The organism is Paenibacillus sp. RC21, from assembly GCF_044907935.1.
In the GTDB taxonomy this organism is placed as follows: Bacteria; Bacillota; Bacilli; order Paenibacillales; family Paenibacillaceae; genus Paenibacillus; species Paenibacillus terrae_A.
This window is the reverse complement of record NZ_JBIYCS010000001.1, coordinates 451,801-477,951: the sequence shown is the minus strand read 5'-3', so window position 1 is coordinate 477,951 and position 26,151 is coordinate 451,801. Positions and strand designations below refer to the sequence as shown.

General features: G+C 46.2%; 21 protein-coding genes and 1 CRISPR repeat array. Of the genes, 4 read left to right on the top strand and 17 right to left on the bottom strand.

Annotated features, from left to right (window positions below; genetic code table 11):
• Window positions 1–32: 32 nt before the first annotated feature.
• The 13 genes from cas8c to ABIA61_RS02220 form a co-directional block, all read right to left on the bottom strand.
• Window positions 33–1,985, bottom strand: a complete 1,953-nt coding sequence (gene cas8c, locus ABIA61_RS02280) for a type I-C CRISPR-associated protein Cas8c/Csd1 (protein WP_283655700.1) — start codon at window positions 1,983–1,985, stop codon at window positions 33–35.
• Window positions 1,982–2,701: a type I-C CRISPR-associated protein Cas5c gene (gene cas5c / locus ABIA61_RS02275; RefSeq protein ID WP_404580242.1), complete on the bottom strand. Its 720-nt coding sequence runs from the start codon at window positions 2,699–2,701 to the stop codon at window positions 1,982–1,984. Before cas5c ends, cas8c begins: the two co-directional genes overlap by 4 nt.
• Window positions 2,702–2,814: 113 nt before the next feature.
• Window positions 2,815–5,304, bottom strand: coding sequence for a CRISPR-associated helicase Cas3' (gene cas3, locus ABIA61_RS02270; RefSeq protein ID WP_404580241.1), 2,490 nt, complete (start codon window positions 5,302–5,304; stop codon window positions 2,815–2,817).
• Between the two features lie 12 nt (window positions 5,305–5,316).
• The gene (locus ABIA61_RS02265; RefSeq protein ID WP_404519210.1) at window positions 5,317–5,625 is read right to left on the bottom strand and encodes a hypothetical protein; all 309 of its coding nucleotides are present in this window, start codon (window positions 5,623–5,625) and stop codon (window positions 5,317–5,319) included.
• A gap of 591 nt (window positions 5,626–6,216) precedes the next feature.
• A CRISPR array of direct repeats spans window positions 6,217–8,014; the repeat unit is 32 nt; unit sequence ATTTCAATCCACGCACTCATATAGAGTGCGAC.
• Window positions 8,015–8,259: 245 nt separating this feature from the next.
• The gene (locus ABIA61_RS02260) at window positions 8,260–9,069 is read right to left on the bottom strand and encodes an SDR family oxidoreductase (RefSeq protein WP_283655697.1); all 810 of its coding nucleotides are present in this window, start codon (window positions 9,067–9,069) and stop codon (window positions 8,260–8,262) included.
• A 247-nt stretch (window positions 9,070–9,316) separates the two neighbouring features.
• On the bottom strand, window positions 9,317–10,153 hold the full coding sequence (locus ABIA61_RS02255) for a hypothetical protein (protein WP_283655696.1): 837 nt from the start codon (window positions 10,151–10,153) through the stop codon (window positions 9,317–9,319).
• 12 nt (window positions 10,154–10,165) lie between these two features.
• On the bottom strand, window positions 10,166–10,918 hold the full coding sequence (locus ABIA61_RS02250; protein ID WP_025685035.1) for a vWA domain-containing protein: 753 nt from the start codon (window positions 10,916–10,918) through the stop codon (window positions 10,166–10,168).
• Between the two features lie 74 nt (window positions 10,919–10,992).
• Window positions 10,993–12,972, bottom strand: a complete 1,980-nt coding sequence (locus tag ABIA61_RS02245; protein ID WP_404580240.1) for a serine/threonine-protein kinase — start codon at window positions 12,970–12,972, stop codon at window positions 10,993–10,995.
• A 207-nt stretch (window positions 12,973–13,179) separates the two neighbouring features.
• The gene (locus ABIA61_RS02240) at window positions 13,180–13,455 is read right to left on the bottom strand and encodes a WXG100 family type VII secretion target (protein WP_013309990.1); all 276 of its coding nucleotides are present in this window, start codon (window positions 13,453–13,455) and stop codon (window positions 13,180–13,182) included.
• A gap of 244 nt (window positions 13,456–13,699) precedes the next feature.
• A complete protein-coding gene (locus ABIA61_RS02235) occupies window positions 13,700–14,236 on the bottom strand; it encodes a WXG100 family type VII secretion target (RefSeq protein WP_404519212.1) in 537 nt (178 codons plus the stop codon).
• Window positions 14,237–14,241: 5 nt separating this feature from the next.
• On the bottom strand, window positions 14,242–15,084 hold the full coding sequence (locus tag ABIA61_RS02230; RefSeq protein WP_404580239.1) for a hypothetical protein: 843 nt from the start codon (window positions 15,082–15,084) through the stop codon (window positions 14,242–14,244).
• Window positions 15,085–15,100: 16 nt separating this feature from the next.
• Window positions 15,101–19,099 (bottom strand): type VII secretion protein EssC, encoded by a 3,999-nt coding sequence (gene essC, locus ABIA61_RS02225; RefSeq protein WP_404519214.1) that lies wholly within the window; start codon window positions 19,097–19,099, stop codon window positions 15,101–15,103.
• Between the two features lie 67 nt (window positions 19,100–19,166).
• The gene (locus ABIA61_RS02220) at window positions 19,167–19,487 is read right to left on the bottom strand and encodes a hypothetical protein (protein WP_025685030.1); all 321 of its coding nucleotides are present in this window, start codon (window positions 19,485–19,487) and stop codon (window positions 19,167–19,169) included.
• Window positions 19,488–19,880: 393 nt separating this feature from the next.
• On the opposite strand from ABIA61_RS02220, the gene ABIA61_RS02215 reads away from it, so the two are divergent.
• Window positions 19,881–20,120, top strand: coding sequence for a hypothetical protein (locus ABIA61_RS02215; protein WP_081473730.1), 240 nt, complete (start codon window positions 19,881–19,883; stop codon window positions 20,118–20,120).
• A gap of 126 nt (window positions 20,121–20,246) precedes the next feature.
• Here the strand turns inward: ABIA61_RS02215 and ABIA61_RS02210 are convergent, their stop codons facing one another.
• Window positions 20,247–20,399 carry a hypothetical protein gene (locus ABIA61_RS02210; RefSeq protein WP_283655690.1) on the bottom strand — a complete coding sequence of 51 codons (153 nt, stop codon included), beginning with the start codon at window positions 20,397–20,399 and terminating at the stop codon, window positions 20,247–20,249.
• Window positions 20,400–20,615: 216 nt separating this feature from the next.
• On the opposite strand from ABIA61_RS02210, the gene ABIA61_RS02205 reads away from it, so the two are divergent.
• Window positions 20,616–21,635 (top strand): flagellar motor protein MotB, encoded by a 1,020-nt coding sequence (locus ABIA61_RS02205; protein ID WP_283655689.1) that lies wholly within the window; start codon window positions 20,616–20,618, stop codon window positions 21,633–21,635.
• A gap of 42 nt (window positions 21,636–21,677) precedes the next feature.
• Here the strand turns inward: ABIA61_RS02205 and ABIA61_RS02200 are convergent, their stop codons facing one another.
• The 3 genes from ABIA61_RS02200 to ABIA61_RS02190 form a co-directional block, all read right to left on the bottom strand.
• Window positions 21,678–22,016, bottom strand: a complete 339-nt coding sequence (locus ABIA61_RS02200; protein ID WP_044644795.1) for a L,D-transpeptidase — start codon at window positions 22,014–22,016, stop codon at window positions 21,678–21,680.
• A 76-nt stretch (window positions 22,017–22,092) separates the two neighbouring features.
• Window positions 22,093–23,190 carry a ribosome small subunit-dependent GTPase A gene (gene rsgA, locus ABIA61_RS02195; protein WP_283655688.1) on the bottom strand — a complete coding sequence of 366 codons (1,098 nt, stop codon included), beginning with the start codon at window positions 23,188–23,190 and terminating at the stop codon, window positions 22,093–22,095.
• Between the two features lie 448 nt (window positions 23,191–23,638).
• Complete coding sequence (locus ABIA61_RS02190; RefSeq protein WP_014281176.1) at window positions 23,639–24,235, bottom strand: DUF2087 domain-containing protein; 597 nt, start codon at window positions 24,233–24,235, stop codon at window positions 23,639–23,641.
• 315 nt (window positions 24,236–24,550) lie between these two features.
• On the opposite strand from ABIA61_RS02190, the gene ABIA61_RS02185 reads away from it, so the two are divergent.
• Window positions 24,551–25,522 carry a YpdA family putative bacillithiol disulfide reductase gene (locus ABIA61_RS02185; RefSeq protein ID WP_283655687.1) on the top strand — a complete coding sequence of 324 codons (972 nt, stop codon included), beginning with the start codon at window positions 24,551–24,553 and terminating at the stop codon, window positions 25,520–25,522.
• Between the two features lie 22 nt (window positions 25,523–25,544).
• On the top strand, window positions 25,545–25,988 hold the full coding sequence (locus ABIA61_RS02180; RefSeq protein ID WP_134910013.1) for a DUF441 domain-containing protein: 444 nt from the start codon (window positions 25,545–25,547) through the stop codon (window positions 25,986–25,988).
• The last annotated feature ends 163 nt before the right edge of the window (window positions 25,989–26,151 follow it).

Here is a 26,151-nt window from a genome sequence, read left to right as displayed (position 1 = left end):
TTATAACGATTGCTATGATTACTGCTATTCATTCACATACCTGAGCTACTGTCTTCCTTATGGTCTTCATCTCCTGCATGATTACCCTCATCCTGCTTTTTCTCCGTCTTCTGATAGAGCTTGTAGCGCTGGCTGTAGAATCCAAGCAAATATTTCCCGGTCAGCGGCTCGTTATTAAATTCATCAAACGGGATTTGTGAAGCAACCTCATCAATCATACTGGAATAATAGTTTAGTTGTTTGCCGAATTTGGCTTGATACGGCTGCAAAGCATTCTGAATGGTTCTCCAGGTTCTTTCCGGATGCTGTGAAAATACACTCATATATCGAATTGCATTCGTAGATCGCTTCTCATCCTTGTCTAATGCGTTTCGTTCCATCACATCAGCTATCGCCAACAATCTGCCAAATAAATAACTGCGATCCGTATTTTCTTTATCTAATGCCACATCGTATCCCTCCCGTTCGTTAATCAATGCACATGTTATACTCAGTGTCTTTTCCCATTCCCATTTATCCATAGCTACCGGATTAGAGGCACGGTGAGTAGCACTCCTTACAATATCCTGCGGAATTCTTCGACCATCTACAATACAGGGAAGCATTCGTTCCATCAGCCCTTTAACAAGCTTGTCATTCGCCTTCGAACCGTAGGCCGCAAAAGCAATGTCCTTCGTCGCCGGCGCTCCCCAAAATTGTAGCAGATCACCTTGCCCGTCCTTTTGATAACGGTGCAGCCAGGCACATTTAGAATGCCAGTCTATTAGCTTGTCAAAATACAATTTTTTATCCAAGTTTCGATAATACAGAACCGCCATGCGTCCCGTTGTCGCTGAGTCAAGCACAAGAATATTGACGTTTGCTTTGGACGCCGATTTGATAGCCAATTTATTACGATAACCCGATAGCGCTTTGGCCAGATCAAAAGCAAACTCTTGGTTAGTATGGGCTTTGAGGGTTATCGGCCGCGATGATTCAGAACCAAATTCCATTGCAAAGATGTTGTCATTGTCCGTAAGGCATGGCACTTCCGGGGAATCATTCCCCCAGACGAGAAAGACACGATTTTCCATGATTTTTCCTTGACGTTGAATCAGCCACTTTAAGGCATTATGAGCTTTTTGAGATACCTCGTAGCTGATGGTTGCTGCTTCATGACTGTGAGTAAACCTTCCCCTGAACGTGAAGCCGCTCGTATCATTGGCGGAAATCAGCTTGGCTTTATCTCCGGAATTTCTGATTTTATTCGCGTGTTTATCTGTACCGGGAAGCTTCTCCCCGGTTACATAACATATGTCTTCCTCGCCCAATAGCTGGCTGTAGTAACCAATAAATGAATCATATAGTTCTGTATCCTTCCAGACTTTAGTTAACGCTTTATCTGGTGAATACACGTTAAAACGAATAAATACGCTATCCACTTCACCGGGAACTGCCGTAAATATACGTGGTTTTTCTCCATGTAAAGGTTCGTACTTCTTGTCCCATGTAGTTATTAATTTCTGATCCGCATCCAGATATAAAACAGGCTCTCCAACTACCAAGTCTTGAATCAGTCGGCGCTTGCTCAAGTAACGATAGATGCTTTTCAGCTTGGGCGTAGCAAACTCCGAATTAGCCCAACCCTCTAACTGTTGGATATAAGCCGCAAAAGGCTCTTCTTTTTTGATCTTTCCACCATAAGCGACAAAATCTCCGGCTACATAACTTAATTTATCATGCAGTGGATAAGGTGCTACGACAGAGCCAGCCCGGCTGGCCGACTTTTCTGTACAAGGAATTAATGTACTAAACTCGGTTTTGTCCAACACTCTGGCTGAATGAAAATCACCTTGTTCGGTAATTTCCACTTCAATTTGTGCATTTTGGGTTGTATGAGCGATGGGTAGGAGCGTGTATTCGCGATCATTATACTTTTTTTCAATCACGCCGACACATTTGTCGTTGGAATTATATGTTTCATATAGATTTAACAGCCAGCTCATTTCATGCCCCACCCCTCCCACTCTGCAAGCAGCTCATCAGCGGCCTGAACGTTATTTTCATCAAACCGTTTGGGCTGCATCTCTGCTATGACGCGAACCTTGGTGCATTCCTCTGGTTTAATAAATTCTATGACTCCATCCTTCATCACAGGCTCCCACAAGCGTACCTCCAACTGATTCCTGCCTGTCTCATCCGGGTAGTTAATCCCATGTACCATGTTTCCCAAATGAATGTCGCCATAGTTATCATAGAACCCGGGTGCCTCACCAAAAACACATGGCTCTATATAAGCCTGACATTCACGTGTACCCAGAAAAATATCTCGGCGTCCACCCGCAAGCAGCGAGCGTTTAAGAATGTTATGATGTTTATTCTCATTACGATCATATTCCATCTCGGGACGATGCGGATTAAAAATAAAATGAGCCTGAACCTCATAGCAAGGGTCTTTGAGATAGGTATAATTAGCAAGCGTATTACCGCCGCTATATTCAATGGGCCGAATCCCCTTGGACTCCATCCGAATAGGCTTGAGTACACGAACCTTGTCAACAATCATCGTAAGGGTCGGTTTCCAATAAATACTTTCTACGATCCCTTTTAGCGCCTGATAGGTTGGGACACTATACGTTAATTTCTCACCACCAAGTTTGGTTAGCGGGTCTGTGAACAGTGCATAGTCTCCATACACTTTGAATTCGATTGCGTTTCTCAACTAGCATAATCCTCCTTTCTATTCCTATTTTTTCTACATACAATACCAGAATATTACTTTCGTCATAGTCAGTCAACGTAAAAGATGAGTCCTGAGTCCCAATAAAGGACATGTTAAAGGACAAAACCACTATGAGGACTATCATTTTCAAGGTTAATACCATAACAATCATGATAGGCCCCATCGGTTAAAGCCAATATTTTTCCATCCAGAAAAGAAACTAGCGCCTTATTTCGATCTAGTTGTTCTTTCTCAAAGTGAGATATATTAATGGTGAATGGTTGCGCCCTGCGCAGCAAACGGGTAAGATCATCTATGCTTTGCTGTCCATTGAGATCAGCGATAATTTCTCTTCCTTCTTTTTCTCCATCCCCATATGGAACAATTACAGCTGTGGTATGATCCTCAATGACTTGAAAATGGTTCGCCGCTGTCTTATAGCTATTCGCTAAGAATAAGGGAAGAACCCTACCCTTCTCATCGTAATAAGAGCGATAATACGTATTTTCACTGCGATCGGCAGATAATAGTTCAGTCATATTTTTTCTTAGCTTAGGTACAAAATAGTTCAAATCTATTGCCAGTTCGGTGTAATATTTTTGGAAATATACCTCCATAGCCTGTGCTGACAATACATTACCTCCGAAGCAAGTTTCGTCACGTTTGAAGTCAATGAACATTTTTCTGGAAATTTCTTTACCGATTTTGATTTCTTTTAAACTCTTGAGATTTTCTTCTTCATGATCTATGACATACACTTGCTTCTTGTTATCTTCTCCGTGGCGATTACATCTGCCCGCTGCCTGAGCAATAGAATCCAAACCAGCCAAGGACCGAATCACACACTTAAAACTGATATCCACTCCCGCTTCAATCAATTGTGTACTGATGCAAACGACAGGCTCTTTATGCTTCAAATGTTTTTTTACTTGCTCCAATATATCATTGCGATGGGCGGGGCACATGGATGTACTTAAGTGGTAAATTGGAGCTGTACTGTTGTCTTCTTTTAATCGGCGATATAAATTTTTGACCACCGCTTTTGTATTGAGAATAACAAGTATGCTTGATTCATCAGCAAGTCTTTGCTCAACGAAATCGGCAAGTTTCTCCGTATTCATGTTCACGTCCGTTGCTTTATCCACAATTTCAACCCGCTGAAACGATTCAATGACATGATCGAGTTCATGCACCATTTCGGCATCCGGTTCAATGTCCAGCTTGTTGTGAACAAAATCCAATTCCGGTTGCGTAGCCGTGCAAAGAACAATACTTGAAGAGGCATACGTTTTCAAAAAATTCAGCGCTTGATTAAACAATGAAATACAGTGTGTGGGGACTTTTTGGACTTCATCAAAAATAATAACCGACTCACTCAAATTGTGAAGTCTACGGATATTTCTGCTGCCATCTGCGTAAAACACATTTAAAAATTGCACCATGGTCGTGAAAATGAGGGGCGAATCCCAATGATCCTTAGCCAGCTTTAATTTTTGCTGAGTGTTCACCACAACATCTTCAAGCTCATGACGCTCACCGTCTATATCCTCTATTTCATTCATGACCACATTGGAGTGGTGCTCCAGAAGGTTGCCGTCATCTTGTATTATTTCACGAACCTCCCGTGCGTTTTGTTCGATAATGGTCGTGAATGGAACCACGTATATGATATGCTTCTTTTCAAATGTGAACGCATGTTTTAGGGCATAACGCAGACTAGCCAGCGTTTTTCCACCCCCTGTAGGGATTGAAAGAGTATGTATGCCGGAAGGCTTGTCTGCAAATTGCTCACATTGCTCGGACATTTGTTTTCTAAGCAGATTAATGGGTGTGTCGGCATCCTCTCCTGATTGCAGAGCGTTAATACGCTCCATTAGCCTGTTATAATACGTTTGAAATAGCTGTTGGCGATTCATCGATTCATCTGTGCTCTTATCGTCTGTACTCTTATTTTCTTCAAAGCAGCGGGTATTCGTGCGATCCGCATCAATCAAAGCACTGAACACAAACTTGGATAAGAACATCATTTGGAGTTCAACGTCTGGACTATGATCCCGCTGCATATACTCAGCCAACTCGGCCCCTGCTTGATTGACATAATGATAGAATTCAGATTTTTTCATCACCTGCTCATAAAAAAGGGAGACTGCATGATCAAATCCCTCTAATTCCCGGTCACGCACCCGATCCAAAAACTTTGATTCCAGATCAGGGTCTAAAAAATCCTGCAAATAGGCATGATGTGAAATAATCGCATTTCCTACAACTTCGGATAATAGTGCCTTGTTCATGAAATCCTGCTGATCAAATGTTCCTTGAGGGGGGATATGAAAGAGATTGTATAGCAGCTTTCCACCAGCCGTGGAATGATCTACACTTCCCCGCTTCGGTGGATTGTCAGGATTTTGCACCGCCAAACGTATGTAATCTTGAAACTTTTCTGTGTATTTGCCCAAGTCATGCAGCATACCAGCGAGTCCAGTAATATGTCGGATACCTATTTTGTCTCCATAAGATTCTGCTAGCTGTTGAGTTTCCAACAGGTGGTCTGCTACCGTCTGAATCTCTTGGTCACTTTCCCGTATGTGGGCAATATATTGCATGTTTTCACTCCTTTAATTTTTCTTCGAGAATAACCTTTTCCAAGTAATCACTAGCCACATCGGAAGCCAAAAAAGAATAAATAAGATGTATATGATAGCGATAACTCCTTTTTGACCTATTACCAGATAAAGATTATGTAGGGATTGATAAAGATCCTCTCTAGCTGTTGACAGTTCCTCATCTTTTTCCGCTGGGTCCTGTTCCTGCATTTCCTGCTGTACACGCTCTGTTAATTCCTTTGATATAAACCAATATCCTACTATAAGGCCTATAACTAGATAGACATAAAAATACAGACCAGGAATATATAATAAATTCATTCGTTTTCCTCTCCTAACAACCAGATGCTGTTACTGAATAAATGGAAATATATTGAATCCTTCTTCTCCATCAATTCTTGTTCTCCGTGTCCTCCAATATGGTAAGCTTAGCAACCAAATATCGCTCGTTGTTTATGGTGACTTCAACAGCAGACTTCCATTCCTCTTATCTTTCAACTGGGGCTACACATATAAAATAAACCCTGTTCCTCTGCCTTCATTTATTATTGGTGTAAATGAGCTTATAAGGTCTGGTTCTGAATATATATCGGCGTCAATTCACATTTTTCAAGCATCCGATAATCGATATTCCAAGATTGGCAGTGAATAGAGATGATGATTCCGAAAAGACGAATGGCTTTATTAATTATGGTAAAACTCTTCTTACTATGTAAACATCTATATTATTTATCGTCATTTGATAATTGATTTTTCAGATTGAACTGATCTAACAGAAATAAAATTTTCTTTTACATCAGTGTACAAGATAAATATTCACCGAATAAATAAAATCTCATAATCCGCTTGTGTATTTTAGTGAAGTGTAGGGTGCAGTTGGGGAAGTTTACACGAGGATAGGACGCTGTAGATGTTTCAATCCACGCACTCATATAGAGTGCGACGTTTGATCCTCGTACATTACACCGTCACCTCCATCGATTTCAATCCACGCACTCATATAGAGTGCGACGGAACAGTTCCCGGCGTAGTTGGATTGCGGAAGATTTCAATCCACGCACTCATATAGAGTGCGACTAATTTTAGAGTCTTGGCTTTCTTATCCAAACTGACAATTTCAATCCACGCACTCATATAGAGTGCGACGTGGTACTGGTGGCACAAGCCCGCCTGTAGTACCTAACATTTCAATCCACGCACTCATATAGAGTGCGACCAGCAGCACCAGCCTATTTAAAACTTTTCATCATATATTTCAATCCACGCACTCATATAGAGTGCGACACGTGGAGACGGGTGAACAGGTTGATACCTTTGCAATTTCAATCCACGCACTCATATAGAGTGCGACCTGATTATTTAAATACAACAGTCGATGAATTGAGAGGATTTCAATCCACGCACTCATATAGAGTGCGACCGTGACGCATCTTTACGGGGTATACCCACACGTAAGGGATTTCAATCCACGCACTCATATAGAGTGCGACGGAAAAATTACGCCTGAAAATGTACAAAATGATTGACATTTCAATCCACGCACTCATATAGAGTGCGACGGGATAGAAGGCGCTGTGTAAGCCGCCCTCTACCAAGATTTCAATCCACGCACTCATATAGAGTGCGACGTTTATAGCATAGGCAGAGCCTTTGCGAGGTTAGCGATTTCAATCCACGCACTCATATAGAGTGCGACCGTGACCTTAACCCTAACCCTAACCCTAACCATAAAATTTCAATCCACGCACTCATATAGAGTGCGACCAACTTCGGTAAGATATGGTTATGCCGATCAGATATTTCAATCCACGCACTCATATAGAGTGCGACGAACAATAATGAAATTTGGTATATAACAACTCTTCCATTTCAATCCACGCACTCATATAGAGTGCGACCTAAAAAAGACTATATTCATCACATTAAATCTCAAAGAATTTCAATCCACGCACTCATATAGAGTGCGACAGCGGCTTTCTCCTCGTCCCCTTCTTCTTGTGCCTATTTCAATCCACGCACTCATATAGAGTGCGACGATATCGAAGCTGTGATGATCGACTCATTGCTTATATTTCAATCCACGCACTCATATAGAGTGCGACGTTTTTCCTCCTTGATGGTCGGCGTTTTGGCACGATTTCAATCCACGCACTCATATAGAGTGCGACTTAATAGATGCAGCGAAGCTGCTTAAGTGGATTGAAATTTCAATCCACGCACTCATATAGAGTGCGACGTTTTTCTGAGGACTTGGTAGAGTGGGAAAAAGACATTTCAATCCACGCACTCATATAGAGTGCGACGATGCTCAATATGGCGAATCAAACAGGATATTAATTTCAATCCACGTACTCATATAGAGTGCGACCCGTCGTGTCTGAGATAAGATCCTGTCTTTATGTCCTATTTCAATCCACGCACTCATATAGAGTGCGACCTGCTTCCGTACAGGCATACATCCGGCATGTGACAGATTTCAATCCACGCACTCATATAGAGTGCGACTTTACTCTGTAGGGCCGGAAGCCTGCCAAAGTGTAGATTTCAATCCACGCACTCATATAGAGTGCGACTATTTAGAATGGAAGATCATCGTCACTCACTCCTCGTATTTCAATCCACGCACTCATATAGAGTGCGACGATTGACCCGCGTGATAACAATTTGTATTTCTATGAATTTCAATCCACGCACTCATATAGAGTGCGACAGCGAAAATACAGCAATTGATACTCTAATGATATCAATTCCATACATTTCCGCAAAAAACGATGCTAAAAAAGCTTGAATCCACCCTTGACTTCTATTATAGAAAGTGGATTATAATCCTTTTCGACAAATTTCGAGGTGCGAAGGATCCGGGGTTTTTATGTGAGCTTCACATTCGCACCTTAACCAAGACGTTACACTCAGGATACCACAAAACATTTTTCCCTCACAGAGAATTCTTTAGCACTAAAACAATAAGGATTCCGCCCCGTCAATCACAATTTGCGCACCAGTAATATGACGCGAATGATCGGAAGCCAAGAATGTCACCAAATCAGCTACCTGCTCGGGTTGACCGGGCCCATCAGCCAACGGCTGCCCTCCTTCGGGAAACTGAACGGGGATGGTAATCTGCTTTAACCTTTCGGATTTCTCCGTTGTTTCATCAATATTCGTCGAAATAGCTCCCGGATAGATGACATTGACACGAATACGGAACTTGGCTAGCTCCAGCGCAGCCATTTTAGCAAAACCGGTTTGACCTGCCTTGGACGTACTGTAGGCTGACATTCCAAAGCTGGTAAAGCGCTGATTTCCATTAATAGAGCTTGTAATGATAATGCTGCCGCCACCGTTTTTTTTCAAATGCGGTACGGTATACTTCACCGTCAGGAAAGTGCCGTCCAGATTCGTAGACAGCGTCTGCCGCCAATCCTCGATGCTCAAATCCTCAATCGGTCCGACCACCCCGTTAATCCCCGCATTGGCAAAAATGATATGCAGTCCGCCAAACAGTTCAACTGCTTCCAAAACTGCTTTTTCCACACGCACCGGATCGGCAATATCCACGTCAAAAGCCCGAGCGGCACCTTCACGTATAGCATTAATCTCTCTCTCCGTCTCTACAATCCGTTCATTACTGACATCAAAAAGAGCAACATTTGCTCCCTCTCTGGCCATTTGAATAGCTGTTGCCTTGCCAATACCAGAACCAGCCCCCGTGATCAGAGCCGTTTTGCCTTCAAAGCGCGCGCCTCCTGCCAATGTGTAGCTCATATGTATCGCTCCCTTTCAGTATCCTGTATAATCACAAGATTACCCAAAAAGGTATACTTTATAATCACCATTTTTGCGCATTTTTTGCTATTCCTTTGCGATATTCAAGAAAAGGACCAATCATACACCCATTATCGCACCTTTTCTTCTCCTTTCTTGTTGACCTTTAGTTTCTTTCTATGTATTCATCAAAAAAGGACGTTATGCAGCCATCAGTATGGATGCATACGTCCTTTTCTTATTCCATTTACCACTGCAATTCAATAAATGCCGCATCATCATCAAGCCCTCCGGTATGGGAGGCATCCAGCAAAACCTGTATCTGCTCATCAGGGACAGGCTCACGAATAGGGTCCAAATCGGATAATCCGTCACTATATACCTGTAATCTCATCGGCATATCTGCGGGTATACTTCTTTCGTACCAATGAGGCTTACCTCCAATCGGCCCGCGGTTTGTGGACCAGCGTTCCGCTGTGGAAAAGGTATGATCAAACAATTCGCTGATCTCCTCCGTCCCGTTCCACAGCCGCAATCGTGAATCTCCTTGCCAGGCAAGTCTGAGACGCCCGCGGGTGCCGCGCTTTGGCAGTTCGATTTTACCGCAAATATACATCGACTGGCTTCCCTGACGACGTTTATCCTCCAGCACCGAACGCATCAAGCCCGATTCATGGTGTAAAGGCTGCCGATCCAGTTCCTCCGCAGCTGTACCCGCCAAGCGTTCGAGGTACAGCCCCAGCTTATCGGCAGACAGATCCTGCCCCTGTTCCATCCAATCCAGCAAAGAGGAACCCAAATAGCGGGCTGCAAAATCTCCCTGGTAACTAAGCCCGACACCATCACACAGAACAAAACAACAGACGGATTTATGAATACGCACTGCGGCGAAATCCTGTCCGCTTTCACCCATACTGGCAGATTCGGCAGACCTTCCGTAACCATAACGGCACATAAATCGGCTATGATGCGTCGATAGTGGCTGATCGCCCGTCTGAGAGCTGATGTAGGCAAAACGCTGCGCCAGCCGTGCATTTATTCCCTTCCTTTTGCTCGTGGGGAGCAGAGACAGCAGTGGATTCATGCGTTTTCCTCCTTACCGTACAGGCGTTGCGGCCGACATTTGAAAACCGATGGACACCAGTTCCGGACAGGTTCCAGGCAGCATCATAACTGCTCCCTCACCTAGCTGATAATCTGCCTCAAACAGCATTTCCCGATAGCTTTCAGGAAGTACAGAAGACATATTACGCAATTTCACAGCATGTTCATCCTGTAACGGCGTATTATGCGTAAGACCTTTCCAGCGGCGTGGGTCCTGAATAGGCGTTTCCAGTAGTCTGTCCGATAAAAATATGTTTTCCACCAGTACATTGCCGTCCGGTACGCTCATGCTCATAATACGCTTCGCAATCGGTTCTGGATCATCACCTGTGGAAACACCATCTGTCATATGACAAACCAAAGGCGCAGGGCAATCCTGCATCCCCGGCAGCTCTGCCTGTAAAATTCGTTCGGCTTGCAAGAAAGCTTTTGCCGAATCTGAAAACCGTTTGGGCGTCAAATCGGGCAAAGAACCAATCGCTGCGATTTCATCAATCCCCTTCACACCGTTGAGCAGATCATATACGTCGTCACTATAAGCCAAAATCGCAATCCGGTAGCGTGCAGTCAGCCGATTCCCTTTCGTCGAACGGAAAACCATCTGCCGGATCGCCAGTGATATAGCTTCATATACGACATCAATTCGCCGCCGCCCCTCCATAAGCATGTTCATTGACGCGCTAATGTCAATCAGGTAAATGATCAGGGCGGGGGTACGTTGTGAAGCCTGTATCGTATAATTCATCGTTTACACATGCTCCCCTCAGTTACCTTCTAAACTACTTCTGTCATTCAATCCATATCTGAAAATATGAATAATTAAATTTTAGGCAGTCTGAAATTCGTATCGCTCAAAAAGTTATAGATAGAGGAAGCGCGATAACCAACTTCGCCTACCGAACGATAATAGGAAGAATTACTTTCGTACAACGCTCTAAAACGATTGGCAAAACCCTTCGCCTTCGCCGTGCTTCCGCCCTCCTGAGAAGCATAAGCCTTGTTATACAGGGAAATAAGCTGGAGAACATTTTGTTTGTTACTTGCATGAATTGATGCTTTTTGCTTTTGCTTCGCCTCTGCCGCCGCCTTACGTGCTGCCTCTTCCTGCGCTGCGCGGGCAGCCTCGTTCTTTTTCCAGGCTAAATATTTTTCGTATTTCGCCTGCTGATCATACGCTTTCTGCTTTGCCAGCTTGGCGGCCGCCTGCTTGTTTTGTTCCTTTTGAGCAAGGTAGGCTTCATATTTAACTTGCTGAGCTACAAGGGCCTGTTGTTTGGCCTGCTGCTCAGCTTCCTGCCGCTGCTTCTCCGTCAGTGCCTTTTGAGAGGCCTCCTGCTCGGCAGCCAGCTTCGCTTTCGCCGCCTTTGCGGCTTCTTCCTGCTTGGTTGCCTCGATTTGCCGCTGATTGGACTGATCAGCCAGAATATTCACGGCTGGAATGCCAACAGCCAGCAGAACGACAGCCGCCGCCGTTGTCACAATGAACGTTTTGGAGCGGTACCAGGCTGCTGATTTTTCAGGCTGCTCAGGCGGCTTGGGGTTCAACTGCTCCTCCAGCCCCATAATGGCAGCCGATACCTCCACATGCAGAGGGCTGCCGTCTTCTACAAAATGATACAACGACCGATATACCTCTAGGGCCGCAGCAGGCTTGTTTTGCTTCTCCAGTTCACGCGCCTGTCGGAACAGCTTGTCCGTCACCCCACGCTCCCCTTGCTCCTCAATCGCCTGGTTCAGTATCGCAGCTTGTTCCGCTTGGAGCGGTGCAACCAAGGAGGATGCAGCTTCCCCGGACTCGCCAGTAGCTAATGCTGCTGCCTCTGTCGCCTCGGTTTCCACCGTCTCTACTTCAACAGGAATCTCTTGCTCAGTAAGTGCATTGAGTACAACCAGCCATTCACCAAAGGTAGGGCAACTGCTCAGATCCTGGCTGTCCCAGGCACGGCTAAACAGCTCCACCACTTTGCTTCCCCAACGGGCTTCCAGCGACTTGCGTAAAATATAATAACGTTCGCAAGGCGTCTGCATTTCATGCTGGTCAAAATAACTTTCGCCCCACGCTTTATCGACCACCACACGGTCTGACCATCCCAGCATTTCGCCGATAATAACGGCCCCTGCAAAACGATCCGCATACGCGCTCCATAATCCGCTGTGAACGGTACGGTGCGCAGCATACCCCGGCGAACCCGCTAATAGAGCATCCGGACGATCCATTTTGGTACTGTACATTTGTTCCACATCGACCAATTCTACAGCTGATGTGCCTTCAGGCAGTTCCACTTCAGAAAAAAACGGAAGCATGACATTCGGCGCAGATAAATCACAGTGTGCCAGTCCTTTTTGCTCCATAGCTGAGCCGATCCCTGCCAGCGCTCTGGCCAAAGCCAGACTATCGGAAGCCTCAAGCTGCTGCTGAGCTGTGAGGCAATCGAACCATGTTGTCCCATGAATCCATGGCATCAGCACTGCATATAGCAAATCAGGCTGCTCGGCGATCAGACTTCCGTTTCTTTCTGGAGTGAGCACATCACGCTTGCATACCTGCAACCCGGGGATATCCCCATACGCTTCCATATGCTCTGATTGATAAACCATAGCCGGGATACGGAACTTTGGAAAAAACACTTTAAGGGCTTTAGCCTCATGCGGCGCTCCGCTTTTGGCATTCAGCTGGTATACGATCCCCTGCCGCCCTGCTTGAGCATAAGCCAAACCGGGTGCAGCAGGATGTCGCCCAACCACATAGGCTGTGCCGTTTATGATCAATTCGTCTCCCGGATTCGGTTGAAAAGACATGGAACATCCCTCTCCTTACATCGTTCAGTATGCTAGTTTCCACACCCTATTATATACAATCTGTGGATGGCAAGAAAACCGGGTGTCCGAAGATCGCCCGGTTTCTCCTGATAACCACTATACCAAATGTACAAACCACAAGAAATGGTTCATATATATTGCTTCCTCATAGAGTGGTATATTATAAGGTGATGCCTATCTCGCATCTTACTTCGTTTGGTCAACAGTACGGAATTTATTAGCGATAGCCGTCAGTTCCTGGCTGATGCTGTTCAAAGTCGTTACGAAAGCTTGCATTTGTTTGCTGGCTTCCTGAAACTCTTGAAAGAAACGTTGTTTGGTCATACCTTCCCATTGACCTTCCATGCCTGAGATGGATTGTGTCAAGCTGGAAACGATCTGCTGGCTTTGTTCACCGCTTTGTTTAAATTGGTTGGCTACCTGATCGACCTGTTCCGGGGTAATTAAAATACGTCCTGCCATATTATGAGTCCTCCTTGATGATATTAAATGTTTTGTTTAACTGGTTCAAATTGTACTATGTTTATTTAATTTCCTACAAAAGGCGAAGGTCCTAATTGTAATAACCCCACTTTTTGACTATAAAACAGCATCTAACAATATAATATCAATAGAATTAGTACCTAATAAGTCCCAAAAAATCAGGATTCCATGAACTGAATTTATATGGCCTCATGTGACCAGGCAGGAGAGTCCCGAGAATCTACTAAGCGACAGGCTGATCCCTAACTATAGCCGGGTCAACAAAATACCATTCCTGCGGATTGCTGGAGGACGCCTGCTTCAAAATATCCTGATTCAGCGTACCTGCATCCGACGACTGTACACCAGCAATAGCATTCACGACAGACTGCGGGTCCGAAATCGGACCGCTTCCTTCTGAAGGTTGCCCGGGCAAAATAGACGATGACTGCTGATTCGACCAATCCAGCATTGTAACTGGTCGTCCTAATGGTTGGCTGGCAGATGACAGAATCGTATGATAGTTGTGGTCAACAGACTGGAACTGTTCTGCCTTTTGATTCAATTGTGCACCTGATGTATGGAGGTAAGCATGAATTTGCTCCGACATTCGCTTGGCCTGCATCCAATGATTCAAGACAGTCTCACGTGTAGATACATCCCAATCCATCGATTGTAACGCCTGCTCCAACCCTGCTGTTAACTGTTGAATTTGCTCCGCCGCATGCTGTAGCTGCCCGCTAAGCCCCCGAAGCACATCCGGTTCAACTCGAATGCGCATATCCATCACCCTTCTTCTGTCGCTTCTTCAGTTTCTGCCGACTGTCGCAGCCAATTTAATAATAAATCCACAAACTGATCTCTTGATGCCATGGCTGCAATAAGCCAATCTCCGTTGCCATTAGAGCTCATACGAAATATCCAGTTCATCGTTGGACACAGGACAAACGCAACCCGCTGTGATTCCCACTCCCTGCCGTTCCAGACCAGCAATTGCAGTTCTCCTTCAGCTATACGGGAACTCAATGACCGGGCAAGTCTCGCAGACCCCTCTACATCTCCGCTAGCCTCGGTCAGTTTACTGCTGATTAGAGACACACTCTCTCCTGCTGATTGCTCGTAAATTTTATTAAATGCCTGCTTGGAGAACATGAGCGCAGGAGATTCAGGCACAAGCCGATCTACCCAGCCCATTTTATCAATCAATGTCTCGCAAGCCTTCTCCACATTACCCAGATCATACAGACGGTACTCATCGGGTTCATCAACGGATTTTACTAGCTCCACGACACGCTCGTTCGTGCAATGGAGGTAACCTTCGAACTGCTTACCGCCCCGCGAATAGCGTATGCGGCAAGCCCGGCTAGATAATCCCGCGATAGCAACCCTCGAAAAAACGGTAGGGGGCATTGCCAACTCAGTACCCTCATCTACCCGCTTTAAATACCCCTTTTCCAGAAGAGAGGCTTTTACCTGCTCCCACTCTTCCGCCAACTCTTCTGCCAGATAGCCCTTAAACGGATCTTCCACCCCAAGCAGTCTGTCAGAACCCAGAACGCCTGCCAGGAAAAACAATTCCTTCGACTTGAGGGTTATTAACTTCTGCTTGGAAGCTTGAAACGTTAACATTATGAGCCACCTCCCTTCAAACTACAACATGCCATCGGTCACGAATTTCCGTTATCCAATCCTCACAGCTCACTTGCTCTGAGAAGGGAATTGCCGCTTTTATCCTGGTAAATTTGCGTCGTACGTAGTATCCCTGCCCAGGGGGCAGGACTTTTAGGCCACCAGCGGCGGCATTCGCTTCTGAATAGGGGATACGAAAGAACGATAAATCATTCGAATCCAGTGTTCCGAAAAGCATACCGCTTTGACTCGCCTTAACATCATTAAACCAGTCTACGCCAAAGGTTGGGAAATCAGATGGCACGCCCGACAGCACGACATGCACATTGCGATCACGCCCCAACCGTACAATGGCGGAGAGCTGATCCTTTATCGTAAAATCGTTCAATTGCTTGCTTAGCATATCCGCATCATCAATGACCAGCAGCAATTCGGGATCATTCCCCTCCTTGTTCCGCTGTTGAACGATATCATACATTTGCTGTACCAATGGACCAAGCTCTTCCTCGCTTTCAGCAGCAGCCTTGACATGAGGAAGATGCCGCAATCGTGATAGTCCCCCGCCTCCATAGCGGGTATCGACCGTATAGACTTCCAATTGACTCGGCGATGTGTAATAAGCCAGCGATATGATCCAGCTCATCAGGAAAGAGGTTTTTCCTCCCTCCATAGGACTACCAACGATAAAATTAGGACCTTCCTTGAGGTTCAGTAAGAAAGGCTCCAGATCGTCACTCTGTAGCCCTACAGGCACCTCATAAGGAAGCGCGCCCGAAGGCCCGCTCGTCCGGTCCCATTGCTGAAGCAGTTCCGCCAACGGGATTCGCTCGGGCAACGGAAGAATGGCTGGGGCGTTTTTGCCCTTCCATTCCTGTACGATGCCAGCTATGTTGCGGCGCAACCGTGCTGAACGCTCCGTTTCATCTTCTCCGGGTGAAGGCAATGCCGTCTGGAACTCCAGCGGCGGGATATGCCCTTTGACCAAAGCCCGACCCGGAATTAAAGGCCCCGGTGTTTTGGCTGGTCGTCCTACCGCATAATAATAATCACTTGGGTCAGACATTTCAAAAGAAACAGCGTTCGGAATATTACTGCGGAACTTCTCAAACACATCGGTAATCCGATTCGCTGTAATGATAAATGTAATACCGAGACTGCCACCTTCACGCAAAAGAGATTCCAGCAGCTCATTTTCATCTGGATAAGCATTACGGAAATTAAGGTAGCCATCAATGACTACGATCATTTGCGGCACATCCTCAACAGCAGAACGTCGATAAGAGCTTATCGTTTTGACACCAGCTTCGGAAATCATTTCCTTACGTACAGCCACCTGTTTGAACAGATAACGGAACAACCGCTTGATCCGGTCGTCCTCCTCTACCATCATAACAGCACCGATCTGGGGAAGTTCCCCAAAGTCGCGCATCGTTCGACCCATATCAATGATGTAACCGTTCCAACGGTTCGCATGAAAGCGCTGAGCCACCGACATTAGCATTGTTTGCAAAAAGGTCGTTTTACCCATGCCCGGCATACCGTACACTGCCCAATGACCATGATCCAGTGATGCATAAATCGGCTCCTGTCGCTGGTTCGGCAAATCATCAACCAGACCCATGACCGCCTTCAGCTCTTGAGGAGATGCTGGACTGCCCGTTTCGGCGCATGGAGGCAGCAAGTCAGTTAAATCCAGCAAGTCAGGCAGCGGCGGAAGCCACGGTCCCTGAAGCCGTTCGATCCCTGCCTTGGCAGCTTCTTCTGCAATATAATCAATGAATATCTGAAGCTGTTTGGGAGCTTCTTCCCCTTTTAAGCCTGAGTTTGCCCGTTCGCCGCCAGTCAGCAGCGCTTCACGCTTGCCGTTCAGTCTCACCTCGTGAACAGGCAGTGCGGAAGAAATATCGCTGTTGCCTACATACGGGGCACCGCTCCAGGCAAACTGCATTTCTTCAAATACCTCATCACTGCCGACCTGAAAATACCCTCGTCCCGGCTTCGTAATCCACGCAGCATTCGGTATTTTCAACATATCACGGCTGTCGCCTTCGCTCTGCACCCGTAAGCAGATACGGAACCTGGAGTTACTCCAGATTTTATCGTCCACAACGCCAGCAGGCTTTTGGGTCGCCAAAATCAGATGGACACCCAATGTCCGTCCAATGGCGGCAATACTGATTAGCTCATCCATGAACTCGGGTTGATCCCGTTTTAATTGTGCAAATTCATCAATAATAATAACCAGATGAGGCAGCGGTTGTGCGTGCCGCTGCCGGAGCAATCTGTAATATTCATCAATATGCTGCAAATTGCCCGCATCGTTTAATATTTTCTGTCGGCGGACCAGTTCTGCTTTTAGTGATATTTTGGCGCGTTCGATCAGGTTATTGTCCAAATTCGTAATCGTGCCCACCACATGCGGCAAATTGACGAACGTATTGGACATGCCGCCACCCTTGTAGTCAATCAGCATAAACGCAAGATCATGCGGGTGAAACTCAGCAGCAAGGGAAGCTACGATGGACTGAATAACCTCACTCTTCCCTGAACCTGTCGTACCGGCGATCAAACCGTGGGGACCGTGTCCCTGGCGCTCGATTTTATCATGCAGATTAATCATGATCTTCTTGCCACCTGCCCGCACACCCATAGGTACAGGTAATGTATCAGGATAACGGTTGCGCCGCCACCGTTCTGATACGTCCAGTTCTTCCACACCCGCTATACTCATCATATCGAACAGTGGCAGCACAGAGGGAATATCCGAAGCCGAGGAACGCTTCAAGCGAATAGGAGCCATATACCGCGCCAATGCATCTGCTTCCTCTCTCGACAGACGATCCGGTTTAAAACTTTGCTGTTCAACCTCCGGTGACTCCGATTTGCGGGCATATACGCCCTGCTCCTTGGAAGCCTCCACGATAAGCTGACATTGCATCGGCAAAGCTTCCTTTCGGGAAGCCAGAACGATGGTACACGCATCAATTGCCCGTCCGTCCTCCAACAGCAACGGGAGCAGCGGTTCTTCTTCAATTAGCTGGCTATCTGATAAAACAACCACATAACACGGGACCTCCATCCCTTTTCCATGACGTTCGTTACGGTTGTTTTTACGGCGGTTCAATCTGGCAAACAGAAAGTCGGCCAATTGATGGGCGCTACTGCTGCGGTCTGACATCATCCGCCCGGTTCTGTCATCGTCCCACACATGCGGAAGCCAACGCATCCAATTCCATTCACTTTCCTCACGCTCATCATAAAAGGAAGCAATTTTCACTTCATCCGGCGAGTGACGGACAGTCACCTGTGCCAGAATCACTCTTAATGCTGCCAGAGTATGCTCTCGCTCTCCAACCAGTCCCACCACCTTGGATTGAAACAGCGGCAAGGCAATGGAAGCAGCATCCACCAGACGAAACTCTTCCCCCAATTCATCCGCAGCTCCCAGCAACGGGTCTCGGTCATAGCCGTCCGGGCGTGGGATTTGCAGCTTGATATGAAACGAAACTTGTCCGGTTCCAATACGCACTTGCAAAAAATCCTCATCCTCCGGCGAACGCTCCCAGAGAGAGCTGTTACGGTTTTTGACGATTTGAGCGCAGATTTGCGGGTCACCGTGAATTTCATATAGCGTGCGAATTTGCTCTTCGCGTTTCAATTCAAGCTCTTCCCGATGCTTCTGGAGCTGTTCCCGATACATCCGGTCACGTTCCTCCAGCTTGCGCTTGTAGTCCTTCTTATTGTTCAAATACACGAAAAAAGGAATGGTATAGGATGTAAGCATCATGACCACAGTAACCATCTGGAACATCAGGTAGTTACTGTTGCCTATCTTGCCTGTTTTGCTCATATATACGTAAAAACCAATAGTTACCAACGTCATCATTAACGGAATAAGTATAGATATAATGGAAAAAGACGGCTTGCTCGGCTCAGCCGGAGGCCGTAAAATCTCCAGCTTCTCCTCTCGGAGCGCCGGTCTTAATCTCGGGGAGCGCTGGTATAATACATTCAAGACAAAAGTCCCCCTTTTTGCTTACTATTTCATTTTACCAAGGTTTCATATAATTTCATGTGTGTATTTACCCATTTTTTTCACTTTGAAACAGCGAACGCCGTCCATATACAGGAGCTTCGTCCCGGGTTGTCGAAAAAGCACGCTGAATACGCACCGTACAGCCTTCCCGCAGACCCGCTCCTATCAGCAGTTGGTCGTCATCCACTCTGAACCAAAGCCCCTCCGGGAATTTTGCTTCCATAATATATTGCATTCCTTCCGCCGGAGGCTCACCAAAAATACGCACACCCAACATCAGCTTCAAATGATCTACCGAGTATTCATCAGCCACCTCGATGTCAAACCACTCTGTTTCCTGTCGTCCCGAAAGCACGGTCAGGATCATCTGTCATCCCTCCCGATCCTTAATATATACAGTAAAACTCACACAAAGAGCCTATTTTCTATGAAAATATGGCTATCGTAACTGTAGCATCCGCCTATTAGACTGTCAATTTGTTACAAACTACCCACTCGCACTATAAAATCATGACTTTAGTTGTATTTTTATATCTTAAAAGAGTCATATGAATCAATAAACTATATTTTCAAAGTTTTGTAGAATTCGCATATACGTCATTTTGTCGATGGGTTAAACTAAATTTGATTGTTTACCAGAGTATTGTGAACACTTTGTAAATTTTTCAGACCTTTATGTTTTTATAAGGTGTTTTTAAGGTAATTTTAAGAAACGGGCTCTACAATAAAGTCATGAAATAACTCAAGCGAGGTGATTTTTGTGAGAACATTAATTACATTTCAAAACAAACGTATTCCCGTATACTTCAACCAAGAAAACAAACAACCTGTACAAAAAACATTAAAACTTCTAAGCAACACTTTGGAGAACAAAATCTCCAGAGGCAAGCGTGCCCTTCAAAAATGTCTTAACTCTTTGATCAGTATAGAAATTGTCGGTTGTGAAGCCATCCTGCATAGCGTTAGTGAAAATGATTCATTGGCACTGTCCCTCTACTAAGAGGGACTTTTTTTTGTTCCGAAATCATAGCAAAAAAGAGAGAGTGACTATGCACCCTCTCCGTATCAGCGGCCTTGAAACATGATACATGTAACTAGCCGAACCTATCATTTTATAGCAAACTGCTTATAGTATTCTTTTGCGATAACCTTTTTTTCCGCCTCGTTCCAACTTCTGCGCCTTCTCAATTCGTATTCTAAACAGCTCCACTAAATTAGCGCGTGTATGCTCTTCCCGGCAGTTGTCCAGCTTTTTCAGGATAAAACGGTCAATGGACATATGGCTCAGGCTCCTTTACAACATGCTGCCCCTGCATTCCAAGGGGATGACCAGACTATCCATTTTTAACCATTCCGCTTGTGGTTTAAACATGTAAGCAACCTGTTGGATAAAGTAGGCTGGATTACATAACCTTTATAAAGGGTAAATACATAAAGTTTCAAAGGATTGACCGCTTTAAATCTGGAAGCTATGAACAAGGAGCGTGCAGAAACTATGGAAAAGCACAGATTGGCTAAAATAGTCTGGATATTTTTATACACTTTGTTGTTACTGACAATTCTGTCTGCATGCAGCAGGGAAAAAGCCTCTACCCGCAGTATGGCCCAACATGAGGCTGAGGCCCGCGCCTACACCGTTACCGGCAACCCGAATCAGAATACGTCCTCCCTGGATGAACGAGCTGCCAATCGCACCCCTGTACATCAACAAGGCAGCAGTTATGTCGAAATATCAGGCAATGTAAATATAGACAGAAAAACCGTAAAGGTCACAGGGCGCTCCAACCTCCCCGCCGGAGCGCGGATTAAGGGTAATCTCGCGGTCAAAAACTCCCTGCTCACCGGGTACACGGACGAAGCAACTGTTCAAAAGGACGGAAGCTTTGTACTTCGTGTGCAACGGCCAGGCATACAGGGCAGCATGGATCTGACGGTTTTGTTCCGTCCGGCTGACCAAGACGACCCGATACGCAATCTTTACAGCAGCGGTGGTGAGAAATTGGAAGGGCCCTATGTATATCAATACGAAGAAAAGGAGCAGCTTCGGCAAGAAGTCCGAATTGGCGCCGAGTTTGATCCTGAGCAGGAACAAAGCACCCCGCTGGTTAAGCCTGTCTGGAACAAACCAAAGGATTACGGTAGCCCCAAAGTGTGGATCAAGCCGGATGTGAAGCAGGAAGGCAACTATTATCATGTGTATGCGCGCAGTAATTTACTGGAAGGATCAGATGTCAAGCTTACCATTGATTTCCCGGGACGCTGGCAGTTTGGCTATGACGATCAAACCAAAGTCATGCCTGACGGCTCTATCAGTATGAGGGTCAAAAAACCGAGCCTGGCTAATCGTTACACCATGGTTATAAGCTTCGAACCTAACGAAGACATATGGGCGAATGCGAAACGAGTGTATGGAGCAGGCGGAGAGCATCTTTCCGGCACACTAGTTAAATCCGCGGACGACAAAGAGGGCTCCAAACGGGTTGAAGCCCGTATCCCTATTCAACCCAAATCATAATTGGACAGCACATGGCTTGCAGGTATTGTAACTTGTCGGTCACTAAGGCTGTATGGTGACCGGCGTGCCAATGCTCACCTTTTCCTGAAGCTCCAGCACATCCTTGTTCTGCATACGTATGCAACCATGCGACACCAGCTTGCCAATGGACCAAGGCGCATTGGTGCCGTGGATGCCATAATGCGGCTTGGACAGCCCCATCCAGAACGCTCCGAAGGGGCCGCCGGGATTGGGCTGTTTGTTGATGATGGTAAATTGTCCGTACGGCGTCTGTGTAGCAATTTTACCAATACCGACCGGATAACTAAGTACAGTCTGATCTCCATCTTTTAAATACAGACGACGATCCGACAAACTCACCACAATACTATAATTCGGCATATACTCACCCCTCTACAGGATATGCCGACCACACCGCAGATTCTCTTGTGATTTTTACAAATAACCTTTCTTCATCTCACCACTCCACATCACGTCTCCAGCCCCTTCGATTACCGACTCGGCCCTGATTTGTGCTTGAACGTTGATCCTTTTTCCGCCGATCTGCTTCTTTACGTGCCTGATACTCCAGCTCCCGCTGCATTTTGCGATAGTTGTTCACTCTGGATTCAGATAGCTCACCACGCTGCACAGCTTCCTCTACCGCACATCCCGCTTCTCCTTGATGCTTGCAGTCTGCAAAACGGCAATTTTGTGCCATTTCCGTAATATCCGCGAAGGTATTGGCGACCCCAGTGGAATCATCCCACAGATTCAGTTCACGCATTCCCGGCGTATCCAGCAGAACGGCTTGCCTCAATATGGGGAACAACTGTCGGTGAGTTGTCGTATGGCGACCCCGGCTGTCCTCTTCCCTCACATCCTGTGTAAGCTGAACTTCGGCCCCGGACAGCCAGTTCACAATTGTTGATTTGCCGCTGCCGGAGGAGCCTGTCAAGGCAACTGTGCGTCCGGGTTGAAGAAACGCCTCCAACTGCTCTCTCCCTTCATTCTGCAAAGCGGAAATAACGATGACAGGCACACCGGGGGCAACCCCCTCCGCTTCTGCCACCCGCTCTTCCACATCGAAACAAAGATCGCTTTTGCTCAACACAACGACCGGATCGACCCCACTGTTCCACGCCATAATTAGATACCGTTCCAGCCTGCGCACATTAAAATCGTGATTCAGTGCATTGACGAGAAAGAGCGTATCTACATTTGTCGCAATCAGCTGCTCCTTCGTCTCAAAGCCGGCAGCCTGCCGGGATATCCGACTTTTACGTGGCAGCACGGCATGAATGACTGCATCCGAGGTTCCATCTGGCACGGTGACAGCCACCCAATCCCCCACAGCCGGCATTTCTGCCGGATCGACAATAGCATGTCTCAGCTTGCCGGAAGCAGCTCCCCAGCGTTCTCCATCCATAGTCATAAGCTTTACTTTTTGACCATAATCGGCAATCAGACGGGCAGGGCGTACCTGTGTATTTTCTGCTCGTTCTTCAAAGCTTTGTTTCCATTGATCCCAAAAGCCGTTCCAGTAATCAGACCAGCCGTATTCATGTATACTCATTGTTTTCCTCCTGTGAATCATCGTTTATTGCTGATGTTTAAAGTTGATGTTTTTTTATTTCCGTGTTACTCGGTGCTTGTAAATGTTCTCTCCCGCGAGCAAAAAACGCAAAAAATCCGCAGGGAAAACCCCTGCGGAGGGTGTATGATTCAGGCCGAGGCTATCCCAAGACCCTAATCATAAAAAAATCCGCAGGGAATCACTCCCTGCGGATTTCATCGGTTCTACTGCTCAACCGAATGCCATGTAAAAACTATACTTATTTCATATAGTCTTCAACTATGCATCATCCGTGCGGGAGACAACGTCATACTGCTGCTGAACCAATCCATTCATGTTCGTACGCATATAACATCGCCTCCTCCTAAAATTTCCTTAATCATACAAGTCCTGAAATCGTCTGTCAAGTCTGCTGCAAACCTTTTTTTAAATCTTTTTCAAGTTGCTTTTAGCGCACTTGATCCCAGCGTGTCCACATCTCACGTGGATTCAATTCATACATTTCACGTTCCCTGTACATAAACTGATGCATAATCAGCTCACGCCGAATCGTCGCAAAGTCCTCATGGTACTGCTTAATCCACTCGTTTAGCTCACGTTCAGGATACACGCGACCCGGCTCCAGCTTTTCTGCCAGCAATTGAAGCACGATCAGCTTCTTCTTGTATTGCGAGGGAATTTGACGCAACTTGCCGTCCTTGGAAAAAAAATTACGCAAGACTGTCGCTTCCAGCGTTTCATTAACCTCTGACATTTCTTCCTCCCCCTCTCCTTTTTCAAAAATAAACCGCACTGTCGCCTCGGCATGCTGCCGGATCAGTTCAGGATTCAGTGTGAAATATACCGTATTCTTATCACGTCGCTCCTTGATTAACCCCGCCTCACGAAGCTTGGAAGCATGATGCGTGACAGTCGGTTGGGATAAATTCAGTTTTTCTGCCAAAGCCTGACCATGCATCTCTCCACGTGACAAGAGCAGCAATATACGCATACGCGTTGGATCAGCAAGCGCTTTATGATAATTGACCATTTTATCCAGTTGCATCGTTAACCCCTCTTTTCATCACTACATACTTTCCGTATATTTACCGTAAAAAATAAACACATCATAATAGATACACATCTAATTATATGTACGTTAAAAATGTATGTCAATCGTATCATTCTTTTACTTCTTTCTGAAAACGGCTGGATATTGTGTACGCATTGCGGTAGGATGATATTACTTGACTTTTGTGCAGAGATTGCATATATTCAATTGTTTCGCCTTTTCAATTTTTTGTGAATTAGCGCATTGAAACTTCTTACATACTACTGCAAAACTGGCGCAACAGACCAATACAACGGGAGGTTCATCGAGATGCACGACGTAGTCATTATCGGAGGCGGGCCTTGCGGGCTGTCCGCTGCAATCGAATGCAGTCGCAGAGGCTTGCAAACCGTCATTATCGAAAAAAGTAACATTGTTCACTCCATTTTTCTGTACCCGACAAACATGCAGTTTTTCAGCACGGCTGAACTGCTGGAAATTGGCGATGTTCCGTTCAGTACGCCTAATGACAAACCTTACCGTCATGAAGCACTGGCGTATTACCGCAAGGTAGCGACACATTATAACCTGAACGTCCGTCATTACGAGGAAGCAAAAACAATCACACGACAGGATGACGCTACATTTACTGTACATACAGTGAGCAAGCAGGGAATAGCCAAAACGTATTCGTCACGCTATGTCGTCGTGGCTACAGGATATTTTGATCATCCGAACTATTTGGGCATTCCCGGGGAACAATTAGATAAAGTTACTCATTATTTCAGTGAAGCCCATCCCTATACCGGTACGCGGGTCGCAATCATCGGCGGCAGCAACTCTGCGGTGGATGCAGCGATGGAACTCGTACGTGTCGGAGCTACAATTGACATGGTGTATCGCAGAACCGAACTGTCTGAATACATTAAGCCGTGGGTTCGTCCACTGTTCGACAGTATGGTGCAAAAAGGGAAAATCACGCTCCATCTGGGCGCCCGCATCACTGAGATTCATCCGGATTATGTAGTGGTCACCCCGTTGGAGACAGCAGCTTTCCGACTCGAAAATGATTTTGTACTGGCACTCACCGGGTTTCACCCGGAACGGAAGCTGCTGGAGTCTGTGGGTGTCCACATGGCCGAGGATCTGGACAAACCGGAATATGATCCTTCCACGATGGAGACCAATATACCGGGTATATATGTGGCGGGTGTCATCGCTTCAGGCAGCAACGCCAATGAGGTGTTCATTGAAACAGGCCGCTGGCACGGTCGCCAAATCGCTGAGCATATTCAAAGCTAAATGAACTAAGGAGAACGCATATATGGATTACAGTTCACTCATACTGCTGGTACTGGCTGGTCTTGGAATTGTCAGCGGCAATTCCACCGTCACCATTGCCATGGTAGTACTACTGCTACTTCGGGTAACCCATTTTCATACTGCTTTCCCCTGGCTTGAAAAGTATGGATTGACGATCGGGATCATCATTCTAACCATTGGTGTGATGACCCCACTGGCCAGCGGTAAAATCAGCATTAGCCAGGTGATGGAGTCCTTCCTTCACTGGAAGTCGCTGCTCGCTATTGCCATTGGCATCCTGGTAGCCTACCTTGGCGGCCGCGGAGTAACCCTGATGTCCGGGCAGCCCATCATTGTGACGGGTTTGCTTATCGGAACTGTAATTGGTGTCGCCTTCTTCAAAGGCGTTCCTGTAGGACCGCTCATCGCCGCTGGGCTGCTGTCGCTGTTAATTGGACGCACTTAGGCTTTCCCACGTATCCTTTGTCTGGCCGCTGGCAGATGCTATCTATAAAAAAACGTATTTGACCAGCGGCAGACATAAGATTGAAAAAGGCAGTCAACGTAAAAAACGAATGAACCGGAGCAATCTGCATGAAGGGCTGAATTCAGTCCCGCTTTGTGTTATA

Excerpts from the sequence above, each read along its gene's own strand:
- cas8c (WP_283655700.1), bottom strand. The coding sequence starts at position 1,985 with ATGAGCTGGCTGTTAAATCTATATGAAACATATAATTCCAACGACAAA.
- cas3 (WP_404580241.1), bottom strand. The coding sequence starts at position 5,304 with ATGCAATATATTGCCCACATACGGGAAAGTGACCAAGAGATTCAGACG.
- ABIA61_RS02265 (WP_404519210.1), bottom strand. The coding sequence starts at position 5,625 with ATGAATTTATTATATATTCCTGGTCTGTATTTTTATGTCTATCTAGTT.
- ABIA61_RS02260 (WP_283655697.1), bottom strand. The coding sequence starts at position 9,069 with ATGAGCTACACATTGGCAGGAGGCGCGCGCTTTGAAGGCAAAACGGCT.
- ABIA61_RS02255 (WP_283655696.1), bottom strand. The coding sequence starts at position 10,153 with ATGAATCCACTGCTGTCTCTGCTCCCCACGAGCAAAAGGAAGGGAATA.
- ABIA61_RS02250 (WP_025685035.1), bottom strand. The coding sequence starts at position 10,918 with ATGAATTATACGATACAGGCTTCACAACGTACCCCCGCCCTGATCATT.
- ABIA61_RS02245 (WP_404580240.1), bottom strand. The coding sequence starts at position 12,972 with ATGTCTTTTCAACCGAATCCGGGAGACGAATTGATCATAAACGGCACA.
- ABIA61_RS02240 (WP_013309990.1), bottom strand. The coding sequence starts at position 13,455 with ATGGCAGGACGTATTTTAATTACCCCGGAACAGGTCGATCAGGTAGCC.
- ABIA61_RS02235 (WP_404519212.1), bottom strand. The coding sequence starts at position 14,236 with ATGCGCATTCGAGTTGAACCGGATGTGCTTCGGGGGCTTAGCGGGCAG.
- ABIA61_RS02230 (WP_404580239.1), bottom strand. The coding sequence starts at position 15,084 with ATGTTAACGTTTCAAGCTTCCAAGCAGAAGTTAATAACCCTCAAGTCG.
- ABIA61_RS02220 (WP_025685030.1), bottom strand. The coding sequence starts at position 19,487 with ATGATCCTGACCGTGCTTTCGGGACGACAGGAAACAGAGTGGTTTGAC.
- ABIA61_RS02210 (WP_283655690.1), bottom strand. The coding sequence starts at position 20,399 with ATGTCCATTGACCGTTTTATCCTGAAAAAGCTGGACAACTGCCGGGAA.
- ABIA61_RS02205 (WP_283655689.1), top strand. The coding sequence starts at position 20,616 with ATGGAAAAGCACAGATTGGCTAAAATAGTCTGGATATTTTTATACACT.
- ABIA61_RS02200 (WP_044644795.1), bottom strand. The coding sequence starts at position 22,016 with ATGCCGAATTATAGTATTGTGGTGAGTTTGTCGGATCGTCGTCTGTAT.
- rsgA (WP_283655688.1), bottom strand. The coding sequence starts at position 23,190 with ATGAGTATACATGAATACGGCTGGTCTGATTACTGGAACGGCTTTTGG.
- ABIA61_RS02190 (WP_014281176.1), bottom strand. The coding sequence starts at position 24,235 with ATGCAACTGGATAAAATGGTCAATTATCATAAAGCGCTTGCTGATCCA.
- ABIA61_RS02185 (WP_283655687.1), top strand. The coding sequence starts at position 24,551 with ATGCACGACGTAGTCATTATCGGAGGCGGGCCTTGCGGGCTGTCCGCT.
- ABIA61_RS02180 (WP_134910013.1), top strand. The coding sequence starts at position 25,545 with ATGGATTACAGTTCACTCATACTGCTGGTACTGGCTGGTCTTGGAATT.